Source organism: Muribaculum sp. An289, assembly GCF_002159555.1.
In the GTDB taxonomy this organism is placed as follows: Bacteria; Bacteroidota; Bacteroidia; order Bacteroidales; family UBA932; genus Merdivivens; species Merdivivens faecigallinarum.
Genome location: NZ_NFIV01000003.1, coordinates 1 through 18,871, shown reverse-complemented (window position 1 = coordinate 18,871; position 18,871 = coordinate 1). Strand labels below are relative to the sequence as shown.

The 18,871-nt window shown below is 48.4% G+C and carries 14 protein-coding genes, 3 tRNA genes and 2 rRNA genes; 2 read left to right on the top strand and 17 right to left on the bottom strand.

Annotation, left to right across the window (positions count from 1 at the left end; translation table 11 throughout):
- Positions 1-7: 7 nt before the first annotated feature.
- Both B5F83_RS02940 and B5F83_RS02935 read right to left on the bottom strand, forming a co-directional pair.
- On the bottom strand, positions 8-2,197 hold the full coding sequence (locus B5F83_RS02940) for a DUF4922 domain-containing protein (protein WP_087280049.1): 2,190 nt from the start codon (positions 2,195-2,197) through the stop codon (positions 8-10).
- Complete coding sequence (locus B5F83_RS02935) at positions 2,194-3,594, bottom strand: glycosyltransferase family 2 protein (RefSeq protein WP_087280052.1); 1,401 nt, start codon at positions 3,592-3,594, stop codon at positions 2,194-2,196. The genes B5F83_RS02940 and B5F83_RS02935 overlap by 4 nt, the downstream gene beginning before the upstream one ends.
- 58 nt (positions 3,595-3,652) lie before the next feature.
- Here B5F83_RS02935 and B5F83_RS02930 point away from each other — a divergent pair.
- A tRNA-Thr gene (locus B5F83_RS02930) sits at positions 3,653-3,725 on the top strand.
- A gap of 61 nt (positions 3,726-3,786) precedes the next feature.
- Here the strand turns inward: B5F83_RS02930 and B5F83_RS02925 are convergent.
- The 10 genes from B5F83_RS02925 to B5F83_RS02880 all read right to left on the bottom strand — a co-directional run bounded on the left by B5F83_RS02925 (position 3,787) and on the right by B5F83_RS02880 (position 11,933).
- The gene (locus tag B5F83_RS02925; RefSeq protein WP_087280098.1) at positions 3,787-7,041 is read right to left on the bottom strand and encodes a glycoside hydrolase family 2 TIM barrel-domain containing protein; all 3,255 of its coding nucleotides are present in this window, start codon (positions 7,039-7,041) and stop codon (positions 3,787-3,789) included.
- Between the two features lie 148 nt (positions 7,042-7,189).
- On the bottom strand, positions 7,190-7,462 hold the full coding sequence (locus tag B5F83_RS02920) for a type II toxin-antitoxin system YafQ family toxin (RefSeq protein ID WP_087280054.1): 273 nt from the start codon (positions 7,460-7,462) through the stop codon (positions 7,190-7,192).
- Between the two features lie 6 nt (positions 7,463-7,468).
- A complete protein-coding gene (locus tag B5F83_RS02915) occupies positions 7,469-7,720 on the bottom strand; it encodes a toxin-antitoxin system HicB family antitoxin (RefSeq protein WP_087280057.1) in 252 nt (83 codons plus the stop codon).
- 289 nt (positions 7,721-8,009) lie between these two features.
- Positions 8,010-8,777 carry a hypothetical protein gene (locus B5F83_RS02910; protein ID WP_087280060.1) on the bottom strand — a complete coding sequence of 256 codons (768 nt, stop codon included), beginning with the start codon at positions 8,775-8,777 and terminating at the stop codon, positions 8,010-8,012.
- A gap of 2 nt (positions 8,778-8,779) precedes the next feature.
- A complete protein-coding gene (locus B5F83_RS02905) occupies positions 8,780-9,364 on the bottom strand; it encodes a hypothetical protein (protein ID WP_087280064.1) in 585 nt (194 codons plus the stop codon).
- A complete protein-coding gene (locus B5F83_RS02900) occupies positions 9,352-9,813 on the bottom strand; it encodes a hypothetical protein (RefSeq protein ID WP_143822570.1) in 462 nt (153 codons plus the stop codon). The genes B5F83_RS02905 and B5F83_RS02900 overlap by 13 nt, the downstream gene beginning before the upstream one ends.
- Positions 9,814-9,824: 11 nt before the next feature.
- A complete protein-coding gene (locus B5F83_RS02895) occupies positions 9,825-10,439 on the bottom strand; it encodes a hypothetical protein (protein WP_087280071.1) in 615 nt (204 codons plus the stop codon).
- A gap of 374 nt (positions 10,440-10,813) precedes the next feature.
- A tRNA-Ala gene (locus B5F83_RS02890) sits at positions 10,814-10,887 on the bottom strand.
- Between the two features lie 164 nt (positions 10,888-11,051).
- The gene (locus B5F83_RS02885; RefSeq protein ID WP_087280073.1) at positions 11,052-11,780 is read right to left on the bottom strand and encodes a DUF4465 domain-containing protein; all 729 of its coding nucleotides are present in this window, start codon (positions 11,778-11,780) and stop codon (positions 11,052-11,054) included.
- A gap of 77 nt (positions 11,781-11,857) precedes the next feature.
- A tRNA-His gene (locus tag B5F83_RS02880) sits at positions 11,858-11,933 on the bottom strand.
- A gap of 213 nt (positions 11,934-12,146) precedes the next feature.
- Between B5F83_RS02880 and B5F83_RS02875 the strand changes: the two genes are divergently transcribed.
- A complete protein-coding gene (locus B5F83_RS02875) occupies positions 12,147-13,928 on the top strand; it encodes a biotin/lipoyl-containing protein (RefSeq protein ID WP_087280076.1) in 1,782 nt (593 codons plus the stop codon).
- A 117-nt stretch (positions 13,929-14,045) separates the two neighbouring features.
- Here the strand turns inward: B5F83_RS02875 and B5F83_RS02870 are convergent, their stop codons facing one another.
- The 5 genes from B5F83_RS02870 to B5F83_RS02845 form a co-directional block, all read right to left on the bottom strand.
- On the bottom strand, positions 14,046-15,080 hold the full coding sequence (locus B5F83_RS02870; RefSeq protein ID WP_143822443.1) for a hypothetical protein: 1,035 nt from the start codon (positions 15,078-15,080) through the stop codon (positions 14,046-14,048).
- Between the two features lie 345 nt (positions 15,081-15,425).
- Positions 15,426-15,971 carry a sigma-70 family RNA polymerase sigma factor gene (locus B5F83_RS02860; protein WP_087280085.1) on the bottom strand — a complete coding sequence of 182 codons (546 nt, stop codon included), beginning with the start codon at positions 15,969-15,971 and terminating at the stop codon, positions 15,426-15,428.
- Between the two features lie 168 nt (positions 15,972-16,139).
- The gene (locus B5F83_RS02855; RefSeq protein ID WP_087280088.1) at positions 16,140-17,702 is read right to left on the bottom strand and encodes an Ig-like domain-containing protein; all 1,563 of its coding nucleotides are present in this window, start codon (positions 17,700-17,702) and stop codon (positions 16,140-16,142) included.
- Positions 17,703-18,019: 317 nt separating this feature from the next.
- Positions 18,020-18,132 (bottom strand): 5S ribosomal RNA (rrf, locus tag B5F83_RS02850).
- Positions 18,133-18,200: 68 nt separating this feature from the next.
- Positions 18,201-18,871 (bottom strand): 23S ribosomal RNA (locus B5F83_RS02845); the annotation flags it as partial.

Here is an 18,871-nt window from a genome sequence, read left to right as displayed (position 1 = left end):
AAAATCTTTACGGTTCAGCAAAGATAATAAAAGTCCCGGGATAATAGAAATCCAGTATTTCCTTATATCCCGCGCCCTCCGCCGCCATGACGGCGGCTCCTATCTGGCAGAGCCCCACGCCGTGCCCCCAGCCCTTCCCTTCCAGCACGAACCTTCCGTCACCGGATTCTATGTCGAAAGCCGAGCTGTACAGATGGGAGCGGGAAAGTATCCTGCGGATTTCCAGTTCCTTTCCGAAAACCATTTTCCTCTTGGTACCGGCAATCTCCAATTTTACGATACGGTCTGAAGGGCCGCGGAGCACGGGAACCATGGATGTGACTGTTCCGAAATCGATACCGGTACGTTCCCTGACCAAAGCCGACAGTTCTTCCGCCCCGTATCCGGCCTTCCACCGGTAAAACGATTCCGTTTCCATATCATAATCGTTCAGAACCGTCCGGAGAAGGCCCGGCACGGCCCTGCCGCAATACGGATCGTCTTTCGAAACAAGATAAGGATAGTCCGTGTCGTCCCAGCAAGTACTGAAAATCTCGGTCTTTCCTCCGCAGCATTTCGAAAAACGGGCATCGCACACTTTGCCTTCATAAGAGAGCACCTCGCCCCATGTCTCATCTATGGCCTCCTTTATCCTGTGTCCGACAGCGCGCGTAAGGCCCTGGTAACGCTGGCAATGGTCGTCGGCGCACACATCGAAGCGTTCATGCCCGTCACCGTCGTACCACCTTATGATTTCGCCGTCCGACACCTTCTCCCGCACGGATACGGCAGCCGCCCCGCGGTTCCTTATCTTCAGAAGGGCCCAGGAACGGGAAATCACGGCATGGGCCTTCAGGAATTCTTTCGGGGCGGAGGACTTCATTTCGGAAGAAATGACACTCAGCAGATAATCCTCAATCCCTATCACGTTCACGGCAGTCACCAGGCCGCCTTCCGCAATGAGTTTCAGAGCCCCGGCAAACACCTGGCATTCCTTGCGTTCCCAATGGAAGCCCTTTCCTATCGTCACATCTGAAAGTTCGAATGCCGGTTCGGCGAAAAATGTAGAGCGCGTAGGGCTGTCGAAATACAGCTCGTCGTAGACGGCACCGTCATACAGCAGCCTTCCGTCCCTTGCCGAAACGGTTTTCACACCGTCGCCGTCATACAGCAGCCTGAACCTTATCTGCGGGGCGGACATTATCCCCACCTCGATTTCCGGCTGCTCCCGGCAGATGCGGGAAATTAATTTTTCCTGAAAATCCCTGTCTATCGATATTTCATCCAATATATCCTCGATATCCCTGGAAGTCACTTTTTCGAAATCCTTTTCAAGGGCGGCGATGAACACTCCCCCCATATCCACGGAGCCGAGACTCATGAAAATATTTTCTTTCCCCTGAGCATAATAATGGTGGCTGCGGTGTTTTTTCCGCAAGAAAACAATCGAATAAAAAATGCCGTCCCGTGAAAACGAGAGCAGGTTAATCATCGGTTCGGCCAGTCCGGGGTCGTCCGGCACGCAATCGAGGAGCCGGTAAAACAGTTTTGCGGCATCTTTCGATGACGAGGACCTTATGACAAAAACTCCCGTGGTCATGAGGTTCATCAGGAAGAGCGAGGCCTTTCCGAAAGAAGTCAATGGCCTGAGCACTCCGTCCGTCCCGTCGGCCCCATCCGCACCGTCACCCGAAAAGGCGCGCATCGCGGCAGTTTCCATCGGAAGGCTTCCCCCCGGGACGGCCTGGAAATGATGGTGGTCAGGAGCGGAAGCCCCGCACTGCGGCCCGTTGTAGATGATTGTGTATGAAGGATACCTTTCCGCCAGAGAAAGCATGTCGGTATACCTGCGCCATATCGACTGCGGGGTATGGAATGTCAGCGGGACGGTAAAATGCCACTGGAATATCGGGTAAGGGTTCAGAAGTATGTCATAATCCTTACCTTTCCTGCCATGGAACGGGATATACGACTGGTCAACCCGGTGTTCACGGCACAGAAAGCATTCCCGTGAAGCGAGCGACTCGCTGTCTATCTTGGCCGATGAAGATGTTATCCTTGCCGGATTGTACTGGAGCACGGCATCGAGACCCCGTATTTTCAGCCGCTTCGTGCGCACCGACTTCAATGCACGGTAATTGTCTCGGGCCAGCTGCCACGAGGACAGTTGCGCCGCCGCAAAAACGGACAGCTCGGTATTTTCGGGATAAATTTTCATTTTCCACAGTCCTCCTCGGTTTTCCCGTTCATCCTTATCCTAGCCCTGAGTTCCCATGTCCTGAGCATATCCTTGTACCTGTTGTTGGCATTGGTCCGTATCCTGTCGAGACCGGCATCGGAATTGCCCTCCCATCTGCGGCACAGATACAGGACATCGTATATACGCCCGACGAGATATTCCCGGCAGAACCTCAACACGACAGCATAATCCTCACCGTAACTCGTATCCGGGAAACCGAATTCCCGCAACAGAGGGGCATAAAAGGCCCTCGGAGCGCCCAAGCCGTTCACCCTCAATATATTGTTACGTCCGTTCGCATCGGTCCACTCCCTATGGTCTATGACTCCGGGAGGTATTTCGTCAAGATTGAAGTCGCAAAGCCTGTAGGTCCCTACCACCATGGCGCAATGCATCTTCTGGAAAAGTGAAATTATCGAGGAAAGGGTGTTTTCCGAAGAATAGAGGTCGTCGCTGTCGAGCTGGACGGCAAAACGGCCGCAATGCCTGCTCCGCACGGCCTCGTTCCAACAGCCCCCTATCCCGTGCCCGCGCCGCGACGGGACAAGATGCACGAGCCGGCCCGAATTTTCGGGAAGCGAAGCAATCCTTTCGATTGCCTCCGAGGTGCCGTCATCGGAATAATTGTCCACGACTATTACATTGTATGCGAAATCCGTTTTCTGCGACAGGGCGCTCCGGATGGAATCCGCAATGGTCTTCACCCTGTTGTATACGGGGATTATCACCGAGGCTTCTACGGGAAAATTTTCCGACGGTTCGAAATCCACCTTTTCCGCCTTTCCGGGGACAAGGGCACCGAGCCTTCCCAGATATGCAGTACAGATTTTCTCCATTTCCACCTGCCTTTCCCGGTTGCGCGCATCGACATAGGCGAATTGCCCGGCAGAGGCTTGCCCGGAAGGCGCTTCTTCTACGGTATAAAGGTATTCGGCAATGCGGATGATGGAGGAAAACCCTCCGCCTTGCTCCGAAAGCCTCAGCCTCAACTCATAAAACGCACCGTACCTGTAATCCGTATCCATCATGGAAACCGCCTTTACAAATGCGGAACGGCGCACCATGACCAAAGGTCCGAAATCGAAATCGTCCCTCAGGGCCCCTTCCTGCAAATCAATCAAAGGACACGGAATGATTTTTTCCCGTCCGTCCGCATCCGGGGACAATCTTTCCTTATAGTCCGAGTACAGCATGGAAGCGCCGGTATCCTCGGCCACGGAAAGCATCCTCCGCATCGATTCTTCAGGAAAATCGGCCCGGACATCGCGCAGATACAGCATTATGAAATCCGAAACAGCCCCGGCGGCTATCGTTTTCAGCCCCTGGACAGTCCCGTCCAGGAAAAATTTTTCAACGGAAAGGCCGTTATTTTTCATAAAAACAATATATTTTTTTGGCAAATCGCCTTTAGTTGTTAAATTTGCAGTCCCAAACGCCGCAATAGCTCAGTTGGTAGAGCGCTTCACTCGTAATGAAGAGGTAGCGAGTTCGATCCTCGCTTGCGGCTCGGAGAGGACGGCATTCCATGGCCGTCCTTTTTATTTTCCCGACACCTCTTTTATTTTCCGCTAAAACGGCACAATCGTAAATCCCCAGCGGTAATCCCTGTCCGTGAATATCCGATGTTCGTCTTCAGGAAGGGCACCCCAACTGTCATAACCGCCGACTCCCCGCTGGCGCATGTCGAGGCAGACCTCCGTATAGTCGTTCATAACCAAATCATTGACATGTACCTGCTTTCTATATACGTTCCTTGCCTTGCCGGCATCGTGTTCCCTGTCTTCAGGGGTGAGGTTCCTCCACTGGTAAGGCCTGTCCGCGTATTCCTCACAATCGAAATCCTCGACCGAATACCTCGAAACATTGAATCCGAATAACGAATCCGCCACTATTTCCAGACCCCGTTTTCCGGAAGAGGCATATAGCTTCAACATCTTCGTATCGGTACGATGTCCGTTTTCCTGAGGCCGCACATACGGGTAGTACAGGTCTTCGGCTGTTGATTCATACAGGCCTACGAACGTACCTGCCTTGCGGTCTATATAGTTCTCCTCCGGTCCGCGCCCGTACCATTGCACCCTGTCCGTGCCTTTCCCGAGCCCGAACCGCAATCCGATACGCGGTATTTCCAGAGAATCCTTTGTCGGGGAAAGCCGCATCTCCACTCCGACCGCCCCGGACGGATATACATCGTAGGTAAGGGTACATAAGTTTCCGGCTTTCAACGCATATTCCACGGAAAGCCTGACATATTTTCCTTCATCCGAAACGGAAACCCTCTCCGCATGCAGTTCCTTTCCGCTCTCCTTCCAGATTTGCAACCGGGACGGCATCGCATTGCCGTAATCGTTGTCCGTAGGGCCGCGCCAGAAATTCGGCCTTATGCCCTGCCCGTCTTCAAGATATTCCATCCCGTCCACCGAATAGGAAACCACGGAGGCCGATGCCTTGTCGAAGACGAAACGCACCTTCGGGGAAGAGACCTCGACCGCATTCCCGTCTTCAGAAATCTCCAGGCGCGGACCTCCCGTCCTGTAGACAGGGGCGACGTATTCTCCGCCGAGGAATATCTGCCCACGGGCAACCTCGTATCCGCGCGGTATTCCCGGAGTATCATAAACGGAACATACACGGAGATTCACATAATATTCTCCCGGTTTCGACACATCCTTTTCGGTAAAAGTCCTCACCGAAACCGTATCCTGAGGGGCTATGACCGGGACATCCAGCCGCCTGGTCCTTATCTTTTTCCCGTCCCTCACAAGGTCGGCGAAAATCTCATAACGGCCGTCCACCGGAGTAAAATACGCCCTGTTCACTATCATTATTTTCCCGAAACCGCCGTCATCGGCAGGCCCGAAAGCCACATCCTGAAAGACATACCGGATTTCAGCCATTGCCGGATGTTCCCGACGGTCAGGGCCTATGATGCCGTTGCAGCAGAAATTCCCGTCGCTCGGCATGTACTCCCCGCCATAATCGCCTCCGTATGCCCAGAATGTCCGGCCGGAGGAATCCTTTTCGAGGAAACCCTGGTCAATCCAGTCCCAGATAAAGCCTCCCGAAAGGTTGCGATAACGGTAGATTGCATCCCAGATACCTTTTATGTTTCCGTTGGAATTGCCCATCGCGTGCGAATATTCGGACGGCATGACAGGCCTGTCCGAGCCGTTCTTTCCCATGTATTCCATCCATGAAGCCCCCGGATACTGCGGCACATACATGTCGCTGTTCCATTCCCACTGGGCCCTTTCGTAATTGACCGGCCTGTCCATCAGGCCCTTGTCGGCTTCTTTCAGCCACAGATAGGTCTGATAGAAATTGTATCCGTTCCCGGCCTCGTTGCCGAGAGACCAGAAAGTAACGCAAGGATGGTTCTTGTTCCTTTCGAACATGTTTACCGTCCTGTACAGATGCGGTCTGAGCCACTGGGGATTGTTCCCGAGAGTTCCTCCTTTGCTGAGGCTGTAATACATTCCATGCGATTCGATATTCGCCTCGTCATAAACGTAAAGCCCGTACTCGTCGGCCAATTCGTAGAATTTTCTGTCCTGAGGATAATGTGCGAGACGTACTGCATTGATATTGTTGCGCTTCATCAATTCGAAATCATGCCTCATAGTCTCCTCCGACACATAGTGGCCGGTAACCTGGTCGTGCTCATGTACATTCACGCCCTTGAACTTGACGGGCTGCCCGTTAACGAGGAAGACATCGCCCCTGAGCTCGAATTTCCGGAAGCCGACATTGAAAGGGACGGTTTCTCCTGGACAGTCCCCATTACGCACCGTAATATAGAGACGGTACAGCTCCGGCGTTTCCGAAGACCATTTGAGCACATCCTCTATCACGGCCTCGAAACTGAACGACCCTGTCTTCCCCGCTCCGATATTTTTCGACTCTTCGCCTGCCGCCACGGCCTTTCCGGACACCTTTTCCTCCAGCAAATAGCCGAGCGCCACCTGTCCGTCCTTCCCGGAACGGTTGCGCACCTCCGCATCCAACGAAAACAGACCGTTTTCATAGCTGTCATCGAGGGTAGACCTGACCCTGAAATCCCTCAATGCCGAAGGCTGTTGGGAAAACAGATATATGTCCCTTTCGATTCCGCTTATCCTCCAGAAATCCTGGCATTCAAGGAAAGAGCCGGTACTCCATCTGAGAATCACGAGCACGATGGTATTCTCGCCTTCCGTAAGATAATCGTTCACAATATATTCGGACGGATTTTTCGAATCCTCGCCATATCCCACTTCCCTGCCGTTTATGAAAACGTATGCCCCCGACTTGGCGCCCGAAACATGCAGGAATACATCGCGCCCCTCCCACTCGGACGGAACCTCGAAAGTCCTCCTGTAAACGCCAGCGGGGATGGCTTCAGGAAGCATCGGAGGCTGGGGCCTGTATGTCGCGAACTCGTACTGGTGGTTGGTGTACAGGGCCGTCCCGAAACCCTGCCTTTCCCAGTTGCCCGGCACCTTTATTTTATTCCACACGACACCGTCCGGCCGGCCGGCGGCCACGACAGCGGCAGGAAGTTCCCGGTAATCGTCCGTATAGACGAAATCCCACACCCCGTTAAGGGACATGTAATAAGGGCTGTCCTCGAATTTCAATGTCCTGGCCGACTCCAGGTCAGGATATGTCATGAACGAAGTCCTCGGATATTCCATATTCACCGCGACCGAATCAATTTCGGAAAAATAAGGTTCCAGCCGAAGCCTTTCCTGCGCCTGCACTACCCGAGCCTGTACAACCGGGAGCAGCAGAACCAGGCCGCCGGCAAAGGCCAGACGTGAGAACAAAAGGAAAATGTATTTCATATTCATTTTCATTCAGAAGCTGTTTAAAATTTTTCTCAGAAAATTTGAGACAGCTTCTCAGTATCGGTACATAAAAAATAACTCTGCAAAATTAGCAGAGTTTTTTTATAAGCTGCTTCAATATTGTTCAAAAAAAGGAGAACCTGACTTATTTGAACAATTCGGAATGAGTGCCCAACCTTACCAGTTTGATAATATTTTCCCTCTCGTCCAGCCAAATCAGCAGCAAATCATTTTTCACATGACATTCCATAAAACCAGTGTATTCCCCTACAAGAAGATGAGGTTTATATTCTCTTGACACTGTACCTGTTTCCTGCAACATCTTCAAAACGACAGAAAGACAGAATATCTCGTCTGCCCTGTTCCGATATTTCTTCAAATCTTTCTTGAACTGCCTTGTAATCTTCAACTCCCACATACCCGACTACTCCAACGATTTCACAAAATCCTCAAACGTATCCAAATTGAGTTTTTCAAGATTCCTCCCTTCTTTGGCTTCTTTCATTGATGCAAGTGTCTCATCATTGGGAGTCCTGTAGACAACATCCATAAGGACACTCTCTACATAGTTGTTGAGGCTTCTGTTCTCTTTCCTTGCCTCCATCTTAAGCCTTTCTATCAAGTCTTTCCTAAGTCTGAAAGCCGTCTGTTTTCTGTCCAGTGCCATTGTCTCCATATCTAAGTCATATTTAATATCACAAATATATAACATTAGTATAACAAAAACAAAAAAATTAGGATAAAAACTGATAGTAGAACCAAATCCGCATATATGCCCCTTTACAGAAAAATCGAAGGCAACCCTGCTGCAATTCTTAAAACCGACACCTATTTCAGGAATGGTCTGTATGCCTGAATACGGGAAACGAGGCCTTCATACCGGACTTTTAGACATAAGCAAATTTCATCGCAAAGTACGCTTTTCTTCCCTTTTACGGATTTTCTCTGTTTTCTTTTCTTCCCTCTCACGGATTCTCGCAGCTTTTTTTTTCTTCTTTCTCGCGAGCCTTTGCGGCAATCTCTTCTTCCTTTCTTAATTTTTCCTGTAATTTCCGCTCTTCCTCCTCTTTTTTAAGTTTTTCCATTTCCAATCTGTATTTTTCCTGTTGGAGTTCTAATTCCAATTGCCGCATCTCCTTTTCCTTTAAGATTTCAGCCTTTTCCTCTTCTGTCCTCTGTTTAATGCCAAACAGGGATTTGAAACCTTCTACCAAACCCTTTATGCCTTTTGTTTCGGAATTTTGTGAAGCTGGATTGTCGCCGAACAGCGAAGCAGCCAGCTCCTCGCACTTCTCATCTATTTCGTCCGCATTTATACCCGATTGCGTACTTGCCGTGCGTTCCAATTTTGCAGTTTCGACATTGAGAATCTTTGCGGTAATGAAAATGTTCGAAGCATCTATCATGGCTGTCTCGGCAACCAATATGTAACTTGCGCCGGTCATCGCTCCCAATTGCTTTATCTGGCTGTCACTGACCATTCCTGTCCGCTGGAAATCATGCTCGCCTACAATAGAGGCCAAATCCACCCTGTCGTACCCTTCGTAACCCGGCGTATTGGTTATGGCATACGAAAGGCTGCTCCGCACCATCAGTTTTATACCGTAACTGACCGCATCCTCCCTGTCCACGGTTTCGAGGATGGCGATTTTCTTTACTTCCTGCCCTCGCAAAGGCAGGACCGGCAATATCACAAACAGGAATGCCAGCAATAACAAATGATTGTTTCTCATGATTATTTGATAAATTTTACGATTATTTCACTTATACTCGAAGCGAGTCCCTTATATGCTTCCTTTGTCGCATCCTCATAACCGGCTGTATGGCTTCCGCTTCCGGAAACATTATCCGTCATGACCGTTTCCGAAGTAGCGCCATTCATTATGCTTATTTCTGCCGTCGCATGCGATGTATATACATGGAACCCTGAAAATTCCGCACAATTATAGTCATCCGATTCCGCATTTACAGTCACTATCCTGTCGGCTTCGGACACATTGTCGGTAAAGTTGCATCCTATTCGCGCCACCTCCCCTTTGACGGAACCGCACAGGCCGAAATCATTGCCGTCCTCGGAACGCACATTGTAAACTATACAGATTGACAGGCCATTGTCAAGTTCGGACAAAGTCTGTTTCATACTCTCGGCCAATACATTATATTTTTCCTGCAAAACATCCAGCCGGTTGCCGTCCATACCGAAAAACATCAGATAATAAAACAGGTCGCGGCTTTCAAGCAAGTTGTCCAATGCATTTTCCAAATCATCCCTCGCCTTGATTTTCAGCCCGTTCCCGATATCCCTGTCTATAGACGGCATGACTGCTGGCCCTCCCGGATGGCAAACTCCAGCGACTTGAGATAAAAATCCAAAGCAGCCGCCTTGTCTATGAACGCTATTGCCGCACCGTATCCGTCGGCCGGGTCATAATAGGTCCTGGTCTCTATCAGGCTTATATCCACATCGGTAATGAAAACCGTAGAAGAATAATACTCGACCGACGTCTTGCCGTTGTCGGCCTTTTTCTCGATTTGCGCCATATCACGGACTTTCATTTTTATTGAACGCGCCACATTCGCAACAGCGATATCCGCAAGATAACCGGTAAATTCCGCCGCTCCCTCATTCTTTTCATTGTAACTTTCCTGAATGTTGGATACGTAATTATCTGACTGATAGCCTTTCCATGCGGAAGGCACTCCCTGCGCACGGACACAAGGACACAGAACCAGCAGAGAAGAAAGCGACACAAGGAACAACCGCCGCATTTTCATAACCTTCAAATGCCTTTGGCCGCTTCCATTATCGATTTATTGATATCGATAAATTCATCCAGCTCATCCTTGTCAAGTTCATTTTCAGGTATCTTTCCGGCGGTATCCAGCAAATCGTTAAAACGGTCGCCCCTGATTCCGACTTTCGCAGTCACATTGTACATTCCGGTAGAAGGATTGTATTCAATGACAGTTTCACCGAACGGCTCGCAGGCATTCTGGACCGAAACGCTTATCTGCTCCCAATATGAAGAGAGGGCCTGCTGTACCTTGCCGTTATTGGCCAGGTTCCCCCGCTGTGCCTGATCCTGGACGATATTGTTCAGCACACGCGAAATGGTTGCATAGGCTTCCCTTTGGGCCAGCTCTATGGCAACTTGTTTGTTGTCCGCCGTACCTATGCCGGCATACCATTTAAAAGGCATTTTGATTAATTTCGTGCCGTCTTCATTAAGGACCTCGGCCTCATCGATACCATGAAGTCTTACCGTCTCTACCATAACTTTATCGCCTTCAAGACTTTTGCCTTTCTCGCGCGAAACATCGGCAGACCTCTTGCCTGCACCGCAAGACGTCAACAACAGCAATGCCGCCACAATGTAAAAAAGCTTTTCATACATCTGTATTTTTCCCGCCGGCCCATTACGGATTTGCTACAAACAAGAAAGTGTGGAGCCGATTCCGCCTGTCTTATAGAAGGTTGTGGCTAACCCAAAGGAAAACAGACGATACCCAATACCCCACACTCTATAGATACGAAAACCAAGGGACACGAATGCCCCTTAATACAGATATATCTAAAACAAGAGTGAGTGTTGTCCGGTCATGTCCCTTCCTTTTGTCAACTAGACCGTATTTTTACAAATTATTGACTATTAACAACTTACAAAGAAACCAGATGGCTGTGGGGTGAAAAATAAGGACCAGCGGAACCGCCATGCTCAGATACGGAAACAGGCAGCCACACTTTCGCGTAACTGCCTGAAATCATCCGTGGAGATAGTCGGAGTCGAACCGACGACCCTCTGCTTGCAAGGCAGATGCTCTAGCCAACTGAGCTATACCCCCATTGCCTTATTGCATTCAAAGCGGATGCAAAGATAAGCACAATTTATTTAGTTGCAAAATTTTTATCACAAGCAACATAGATAACACAGGCAAAACGGGACAAACCAAGGCAAACCGGGGCAAGCCGATAAACCGCCAGGTCCCGTAATCCTACGAAACTGTTTCTAATATTTCCTGTAACGGAATTTGAGATTGTCAAGACAGAAATATGCCGGAGTGTTCATTCCGTATTCGCCGCTGTCCGAAGAGGTAAGGACAAAATCCATATACAACACATCCGTCATGCTGCTCAGGTCTATTTCCGTCCAGCTGTTGCAGACGTAGGATTTTCCATCCCTGAAATCAGCAAGATAATATTCCACGGATTTTTCACTGCCATCGGCGCAGACAGCCTTTACCGTAAGGAGAAACCAGTCGCCCGGGCCGAATTTTTTACTGAAATCGGAACCGTTGAGCATGTCCAGCGCGACATAAGTCGAATTCGTAACGCACACGGACTCGAGATTCACCCTGATATCGTCCGAAAATATTATTTTCCTGCCTTCCAGCTGCGACTCGAACGTATTATAATAGTAAACGGCAAAATTCGACGACCCATCGCACCCGCCATTCCCATAAACGCTGAACTGATTGACTATCCCTGGGGTTTCGGTATCATTCAGACATGAAAATGCAAAACCTTCATAGCTTCCGTATTCAGACTGGAAATTATTGGCAAAAACGGCTATGCCTCCTTCGAAAGAGTATGGAACGGAGGATATGAAACCGGTAGTATCGAAAGAGATATCTTCAAAAGTGACTTCTGCCGCTACAAAATCCTTATTTTCCAAAAAACTGCAAGCCGACACCGCCGAACAGATGACGATGGAGAGCAAAAAAAACAAACGTCTCATTTTCCGTTTTAATTATAACTCAAATTAACAAACAAAAAAAACGGGGCCGGCCTTTACGGACAGTACCCCGTTTCCCAGGGTGCCGGGTGGGACTCGAACCCACGACATTCAGAACCACAATCTGACGCTCTAACCAACTGAACTACAGGCACCATTTTCCTTTCAATCCTGAAAGGGACTGCAAAGATACACATTTTTTCATTCGAACCAAAAAAAATCTGACAACCTCCAAAAAATTTTCCTACGACGGCAATTTTTCCGCTTCCGGATAACCGTATTGGAATAATATTGCCTATATTTGTGGGATTAAATTTTGCATGGAAAACCATGCGCGCTGAAGACAATTACAATACATAATTATAAAAAATGGCACGTGAAATAAAATTCTCCCTCGTTTATAGGGACATGTGGCAATCATCGGGAAAATATGTCCCTATGGTCCACCAGCTTAAAGAAGTCGCTCCAGCCATAATCGACATGGGATGTTTCGACAGGGTCGAGACGAACGGAGGAGCTTTCGAACAGGTAAACCTGCTTTTCGGACAGAACCCGAACAGGGCCGTCCGTGAATGGACTGCGCCTTTCAACAAGGTAGGCATCCAGACACACATGCTCGAAAGGGGTCTCAATGCGCTCAGGATGTTCCCGGTTCCGGCAGACGTCCGCGAATTGATGTACAAGGTAAAAGCAAAACAGGGAACCAACATTTCCAGATCGTTCTGCGGACTTAACGACCACAGGAACCTCAGACTTTCTGTAGAATACGCCAAGAAAGGCGGAATGATTTCCCAGGTAGCCCTGTCCATCACCCACTCCCCGATCCACACGGTCGAATACTACATGGACATCGTAGACAAAGTTGTCGAATACGGTTGCGATGAAATCTGCCTCAAGGACATGGCCGGAATAGGCCGCCCTACCGCATTGGCAAAACTCGTGGCCGCCATCAAGAAGAAATATCCTAACATGCCTGTCCAGTACCACGGCCATACGGGCCCTGGATTTTCTCCGGCTTCCATGCTCGAAGTTGCCCGTGCCGGTGCGGACTACCTTGATGTTGCGGTAGAACCGCTGTCATGGGGCAAGGTTCACCCGGACGTAATCACAATCCGTGAAATGATGAAAGCCGACGGCTTCCTCGTAAAAGACCTTAACATGGACGCATACATGGAAGTCAGAAGGCTGACACAGTCATTCATAGACGACTTCCTCGGCTATTGGATAGACAAAGGCAACTCCAAGATGAGTTCCCTCCTCGTAGGCTGCGGACTTCCAGGAGGCATGATGGGCTCAATGATGGCCGACCTGAAAGGATTCCACGGAGCTATAAACCTGTCACTGAAGAACCAGGGCAAGCCAGAACTCACTCTTGACAACCTTATGGTATTGCTCTTCAAGGAAGTCGAGTATGTATGGCCGAGACTGGGTTATCCGCCATTGGTAACTCCTTTCAGCCAGTATGTCAAGAATACGGCGCTCATGAACCTCATGAATACGCTCAAAGGACAGCCTCGCTGGACTACCATAGACAAGGATACATGGAACATGATTCTCGGCAAAACCGGAAAACTTCCTGGACCTCTTGCTCCTGAAATCGTTGAACTTGCCAAGAGCAAAGGCCTTGAATTCTACACCGGCAACCCTCAGGACGCCTTCCCTAACGAGCTCGACAAGTACAGGAAAGACATGCAGGAAAGGGGCTGGGACTTCGGCGAAGACGACGAAGAACTCTTCGAATATGCAATGCACGAGAGGCAGTATCTCGATTACAAGAGCGGCATAGCTGAAGAAAGGTTCAAGAAAGACCTCGAAGCTGCAAGGGCCAAAGCCGGCGCACCGATTGTCATCACAAGGCCTGTAGTCGAAATGCCTAAGTTCGATATAGAAAAAATTACCGAAAAATACCCTAACGCAAAACCTGTGCAGGCTCCTGTAAAGGGTCAGGTAATATGGCAGATAGATGTAGACGATGCATCTACGGCACCTAATATCGGCACAAAGGTTGAAGCCGACAAACCTTTGTGCTACGTCCAGGCATATTACGGAATGGAAGAAGTAGTTTCAGGTTTCGACGGCAAGATTGTGGCTATCTGCGCAAAACAGGGCGACAATGTGGCCAAAGGCGAGATAATAGCATTTGCCGAATAGCAAATGCTTGTAGCAATAAAGCGAAAGAGGGTACACTTGGATATTCAAGCGTATCCTCTTTCCTGTTTTCCGGCATGGGATATCCCCATACAGGCCAAAATGAAACATTGCCCCGAGTTAACTCCGTCTGCACCGCGGACCGGATTTTCTTAAAATCGAATAAACGGCCAAACCAATGACAATTGCACTTACGGCACAGGCCCATATATTCGTTTTAACGGAAACCGCCTCAATCTTCATCGGCCCGTCTATCATCCTGATAGGATAAACGTACCACAAGGCAGTTTTCCCATCGCACTGTTTCGCGTCCGTTGAAACTATCTTCCCTGGCATCTTTACAGAAAAATACCAATACGAGGAAAATTTTTCGAGAGCCTGCTCCTCTGTCGCATTATAAAGACTGTCAATCACCTGTTTATGCGTTTCATACAGTCCATTGAAATATGAACAGTCGAAATATTCATCCGCAATATCGCTGAAATATTCGGGATCTGCCGAGCCGGATATATCGGATAACACAACTTGCGAAAATATGTCCGCCTTATTCTTCACCAACGAATCTGCCATCTTTTTGTCTACATAAGGCATGAACAAATCGAGATCGAATTCAAGGCAAGAATACGCATACCACTTCAAAAAATCATTATTTATATCGTCAAGTTGATAAAAAATCTCATAGCCGCTCATGGCAGGATCCATTCCTTCGCCTCTCAACCAAATGTTCCTATCCTGCAAATCGATAAATTCTTCTATCGGAAGAACAGGCAATTCGCATTTAGGAAAATAAGCCGAATAAACGTATTCAGTAGTAAACCACTTGAAATGCTTATCGATTTTTTCCCGTATCCCGGGTATGAAAAAAAGACCCAGGGAATCCGGTTTGCCCGAGATGCACGTAGCCGCGGCCTTATATCTGTTGTCATTTCCTTTAATAAAAAAAGATGAATCCTGTCCGCCTGCTTCCGACACCTTCCACCCATTTGCCCTGAAATCATTAAGTATGGCAGTATCGGAGAGAAATACCTTTCTATGTACCCTATCCGTATGACTAATATCCGTAGTTACATAATAATAATCCTCAGCGCACGAAACATCCAAAAACAAAACAGCCACCATTGCTGCGATAAAACACAATAATCTATTTTTTTTCATTCTGTAAAAAAATTAATTTTTTCTTATAGGTATCCAAACGTACTTCAAACTGGACGGAGTTTTCGGGCAGATACTTCTCAGAATAGAAGACAGCCGGCACCCCAGAATGCGACACATACAATGGTTTTCCAGCCCGGACTCCCTGTCCGGAGTAAAAAAGCAGGGCTAAGGACACTGTAAGCACCGCACAGACAACTGAAACAGTAAAGCGGTAAAACGTCATACGCCACGATGAATCTTCCGTCATACTTTGCATGCGCATTTCTTTCAACAATGACTTTACCAAAGATTTCGGAAATACCGGACCCGTTTTCCTCATCTTCTTTATAAATTCCTCATAATCCATCATTTATACCTCCTCTGCAATGTGTTTTTAATATTTTTTCTGGCTAAATACAAATTGCTCTTTATTGAATCGTATGTCATACCTGTAATATATGAAATTTCTTTATAAGACAGGCCCTCAAGTTCCGAAAGACAGAACACGCCCCTCTGCGAAGGTGTCAGTTTTGACAAAACAATTTTCAGTAATTTTCTGAAATCATCCTTGACTGTGGGATCCTCAAAATCAAGGGAATCATCCGAAAACACGCCGTACTCCGATTCAAAGACCGCTTTCCGGTCAAGTTCACGCAGACGGTCCACGGAAAGATTATAGGCTATATGGTAAATCCATGTCGACAATTTGTATTTTTCATCATAATCCGCAGCTTTCATCCATACCTTGACAAAGACTTCCTGTGCAATATCATCGACCTCATCGCTGTCTTGCAAAATTCGGTAGACGAGGCGGTACACCATATTTCCATACCGTTTAAGCAAAACAGGCATAGGCCATTGATATCCATCAGACAACAAACGCATCAGATATGCATCGCTCAATATTTTCATTTCACTTAAAATAAGAATATTATAAGCATAATCGCGAAATCATTTGCAAACTTTAACTAATATACGCATAACGACACATAAAGTAAAAAAAACATACAATTATTTACGACAAAAGGATGCGCCCTACTTGTTTTCAGGCACATCCTTCGATTTTAAAATATATCACTTCTAAAATGCCAGAATATAAAAATACGCTCCTTCCGATGTCTTCATCCATTGCGAAATCATAGGAAACCTGGCATACATTGAATACGCCTGGCCAGGACTGTTTGCGTATGTTTCCGAACTTGACCAATAGTACATATCATCGTCCCCGATAAGATCCGCACCCGAAATTTCCGAAAGCGAAGCGTTGACAACGTCTCTGTTAGGAGCCTCATTAAATATATTATATATATTATCATCGTATTCTCCGTAAAACATCAGGGTAACTTCCTTTATAGACGGCAAATACCATCCGGTAGAAGAATCCGGGGCAGGAGTCTCTGCTTCAAATGAAGAAATTCCGGACACGACATCTACAATACAATCCGCATGTGACAGTTCTTCATTAAAAGCCTTTATTGCCTTGGTATACTGGTATCCAAGCATTTCATTAAGATTGTCTTCGGGAAGATTGCCATTCATTCCGCCTAACAGACTTTCATATCCCGAAAGATTTTCCTGCACCCAGACATCTACATGATCATTGTAATTTGAATATCCCGCTTGCCAAGGGCCTTTCTGGCACTGTAAAGAAACCACAAGGCCATGCGTACATTCAGGATAGTCATTCCTTAAAATACCATCGTCTTGTGCAGGGTCACCGACATAAAATACGACACCTACTACCTGCTTCTCATCATCGAGATTGGAGGACCATGTTCCGTCTGAATAATAAAAATCGCCAATCTGCGGAGCTGGCAATTGCACGGCAGTCACCGTAACATTGCACTCTGACATTACACTCTGACACGTTACAGTAATGATAGCTTTACCTGCGGACACAGCAGTCACAGTACCTTCATTATCGACAACTGCGACATTCCCGTCTGAAGTCGCCCATTCGAGGACAACATCGTCCAAGCCTTCAGGCATTACAGTAGCGGTCAAAGTATGAGTCTGCCCGACAGTAAGTTCTATATCGACTTCACTAAGGATTATATCTTCCACAGACTTTTCCACGACATTCACTTCACATTCATCATAAACATCACCTGCCTTCGCTGTAATTGTAACGTTCCCCACGGCCAAAGCGGAGACGAGGCCTTCATCATCGACTACTGCCACAGACTCATCTGAAGACAACCACTGGATTTCAGTCCACTCAGCCGCCTCTTCCGGCTCTATTGTTGCCGTAAACTTCAATTTTTCGCCCTTGACCATTGTGCGTTTATCCTTATCCAGTTTTACCGATTCTACATCGGGATTTGCCCCTGATCCACTGGCAACCATCACTGAACAAACATCAGACACATCACCGCAACTTACAGATATTTCTGCATTTCCGGAAGATACTGCCGTAACCAGACCGTCATCTACCGTCACTACAGCCGGATTCGAGGAAGACCATGAAAGGATTACATCATGGCTGTTTCCAGTAACCGACACCGACAATCTTACCGTGTCGCCAACCGCCATATTGAGCTCTGAATGGCTTAATTCGATAGACTGCAATTCCTCCGTCTTCTGGCACGCGGAAAACAGAAAAACTGACAATACAAAACAAAAGATAAAATTCAACTTTTTCATATCATTTCATATTAAGATTCTTTCATCCCCATACATCTGACAAGCAAGTTCAGCCCAACATGAAAAGCATTATAATTATATATTCCACGCTACTTGCCAAACAAAAATACGAATTAATAAGGAGGGAAAAGCTATACAGGACGGAAAAATATATATAATTTATATGCACATCAAAGATGAATTACCTTATTTTCAATAAAATAGATTCAGGCAAAAAAAAGAATCCGGACCAGAAGATACGGGCGGGACGGATACGAAAAAAAAGGAGGCCCCTCGCGCACGGGACGAGCCCGGTGTCGCTGGGACCTCCTCATCAAGGACGGCGGCGGCCTACTCTCCCGCCCTTACGGGCAGTACCATCGGCGATGGCGGGCTTAACTTCTCTGTTCGGGATGGGAAGAGGTGGGACCCCGCCTCCATTGCCGCCTTTATTCGTCACGGGGGAACGGGTCACCGTTGCCCCCGCGTATGCGGCAGGAAAGAGACACTTCGAGGCGCCGGAACGAAACCTACGGGCAATTAGTACGGGTCGGCTTTGCCGTCGCCGGCTTTGCACCTCCCGCCTATCGACGTGGTAGTCTCCCACGGCCCTTAAACGGAGATCTTATCTCGGAGGGGGCTTCGCGCTTAGATGCTTTCAGCGCTTATCACTTCCGGACTTGGCTACCCGGCGGTGCAGCTGGCGCCACAACCGGCACGCCAGAGGTCCGTCCGTCCCGGTCCTCTCGTACTAAGGACGGCGCTCCTCAAATCTCCCACGCCCGCAACAGATAGGGACCGAACTGTCTCACGACGTTCTGAACCCAGCTCGCGTGCCACTTTAATCGGCGAACAGCCGAACCCTTGGGACCTGCTCCAGCCCCAGGACGTGACGAGCCGACATCGAGGTGCCAAACCGCCCCGTCGATCTGAGCTCTTGGGGGCGATCAGCCTGTTATCCCCGGAGTACCTTTTATCCTTTGAGCGACGGCCCTTCCATGCGGAACCGCCGGATCACTTTGCCCTGCTTTCGCACCTGGTCGACTTGTCGGTCTCTCAGTCAAGCGCGCTTCTGCCAATGCACTCAACGCACGGTTGCCATTCGTGCTGAGCGCGCCTTGGGAAGCCTCCGTTACCCTTTTGGAGGCGACCACCCCAGTCAAACTACCCGCCAAGCGGTGTCCCCCATT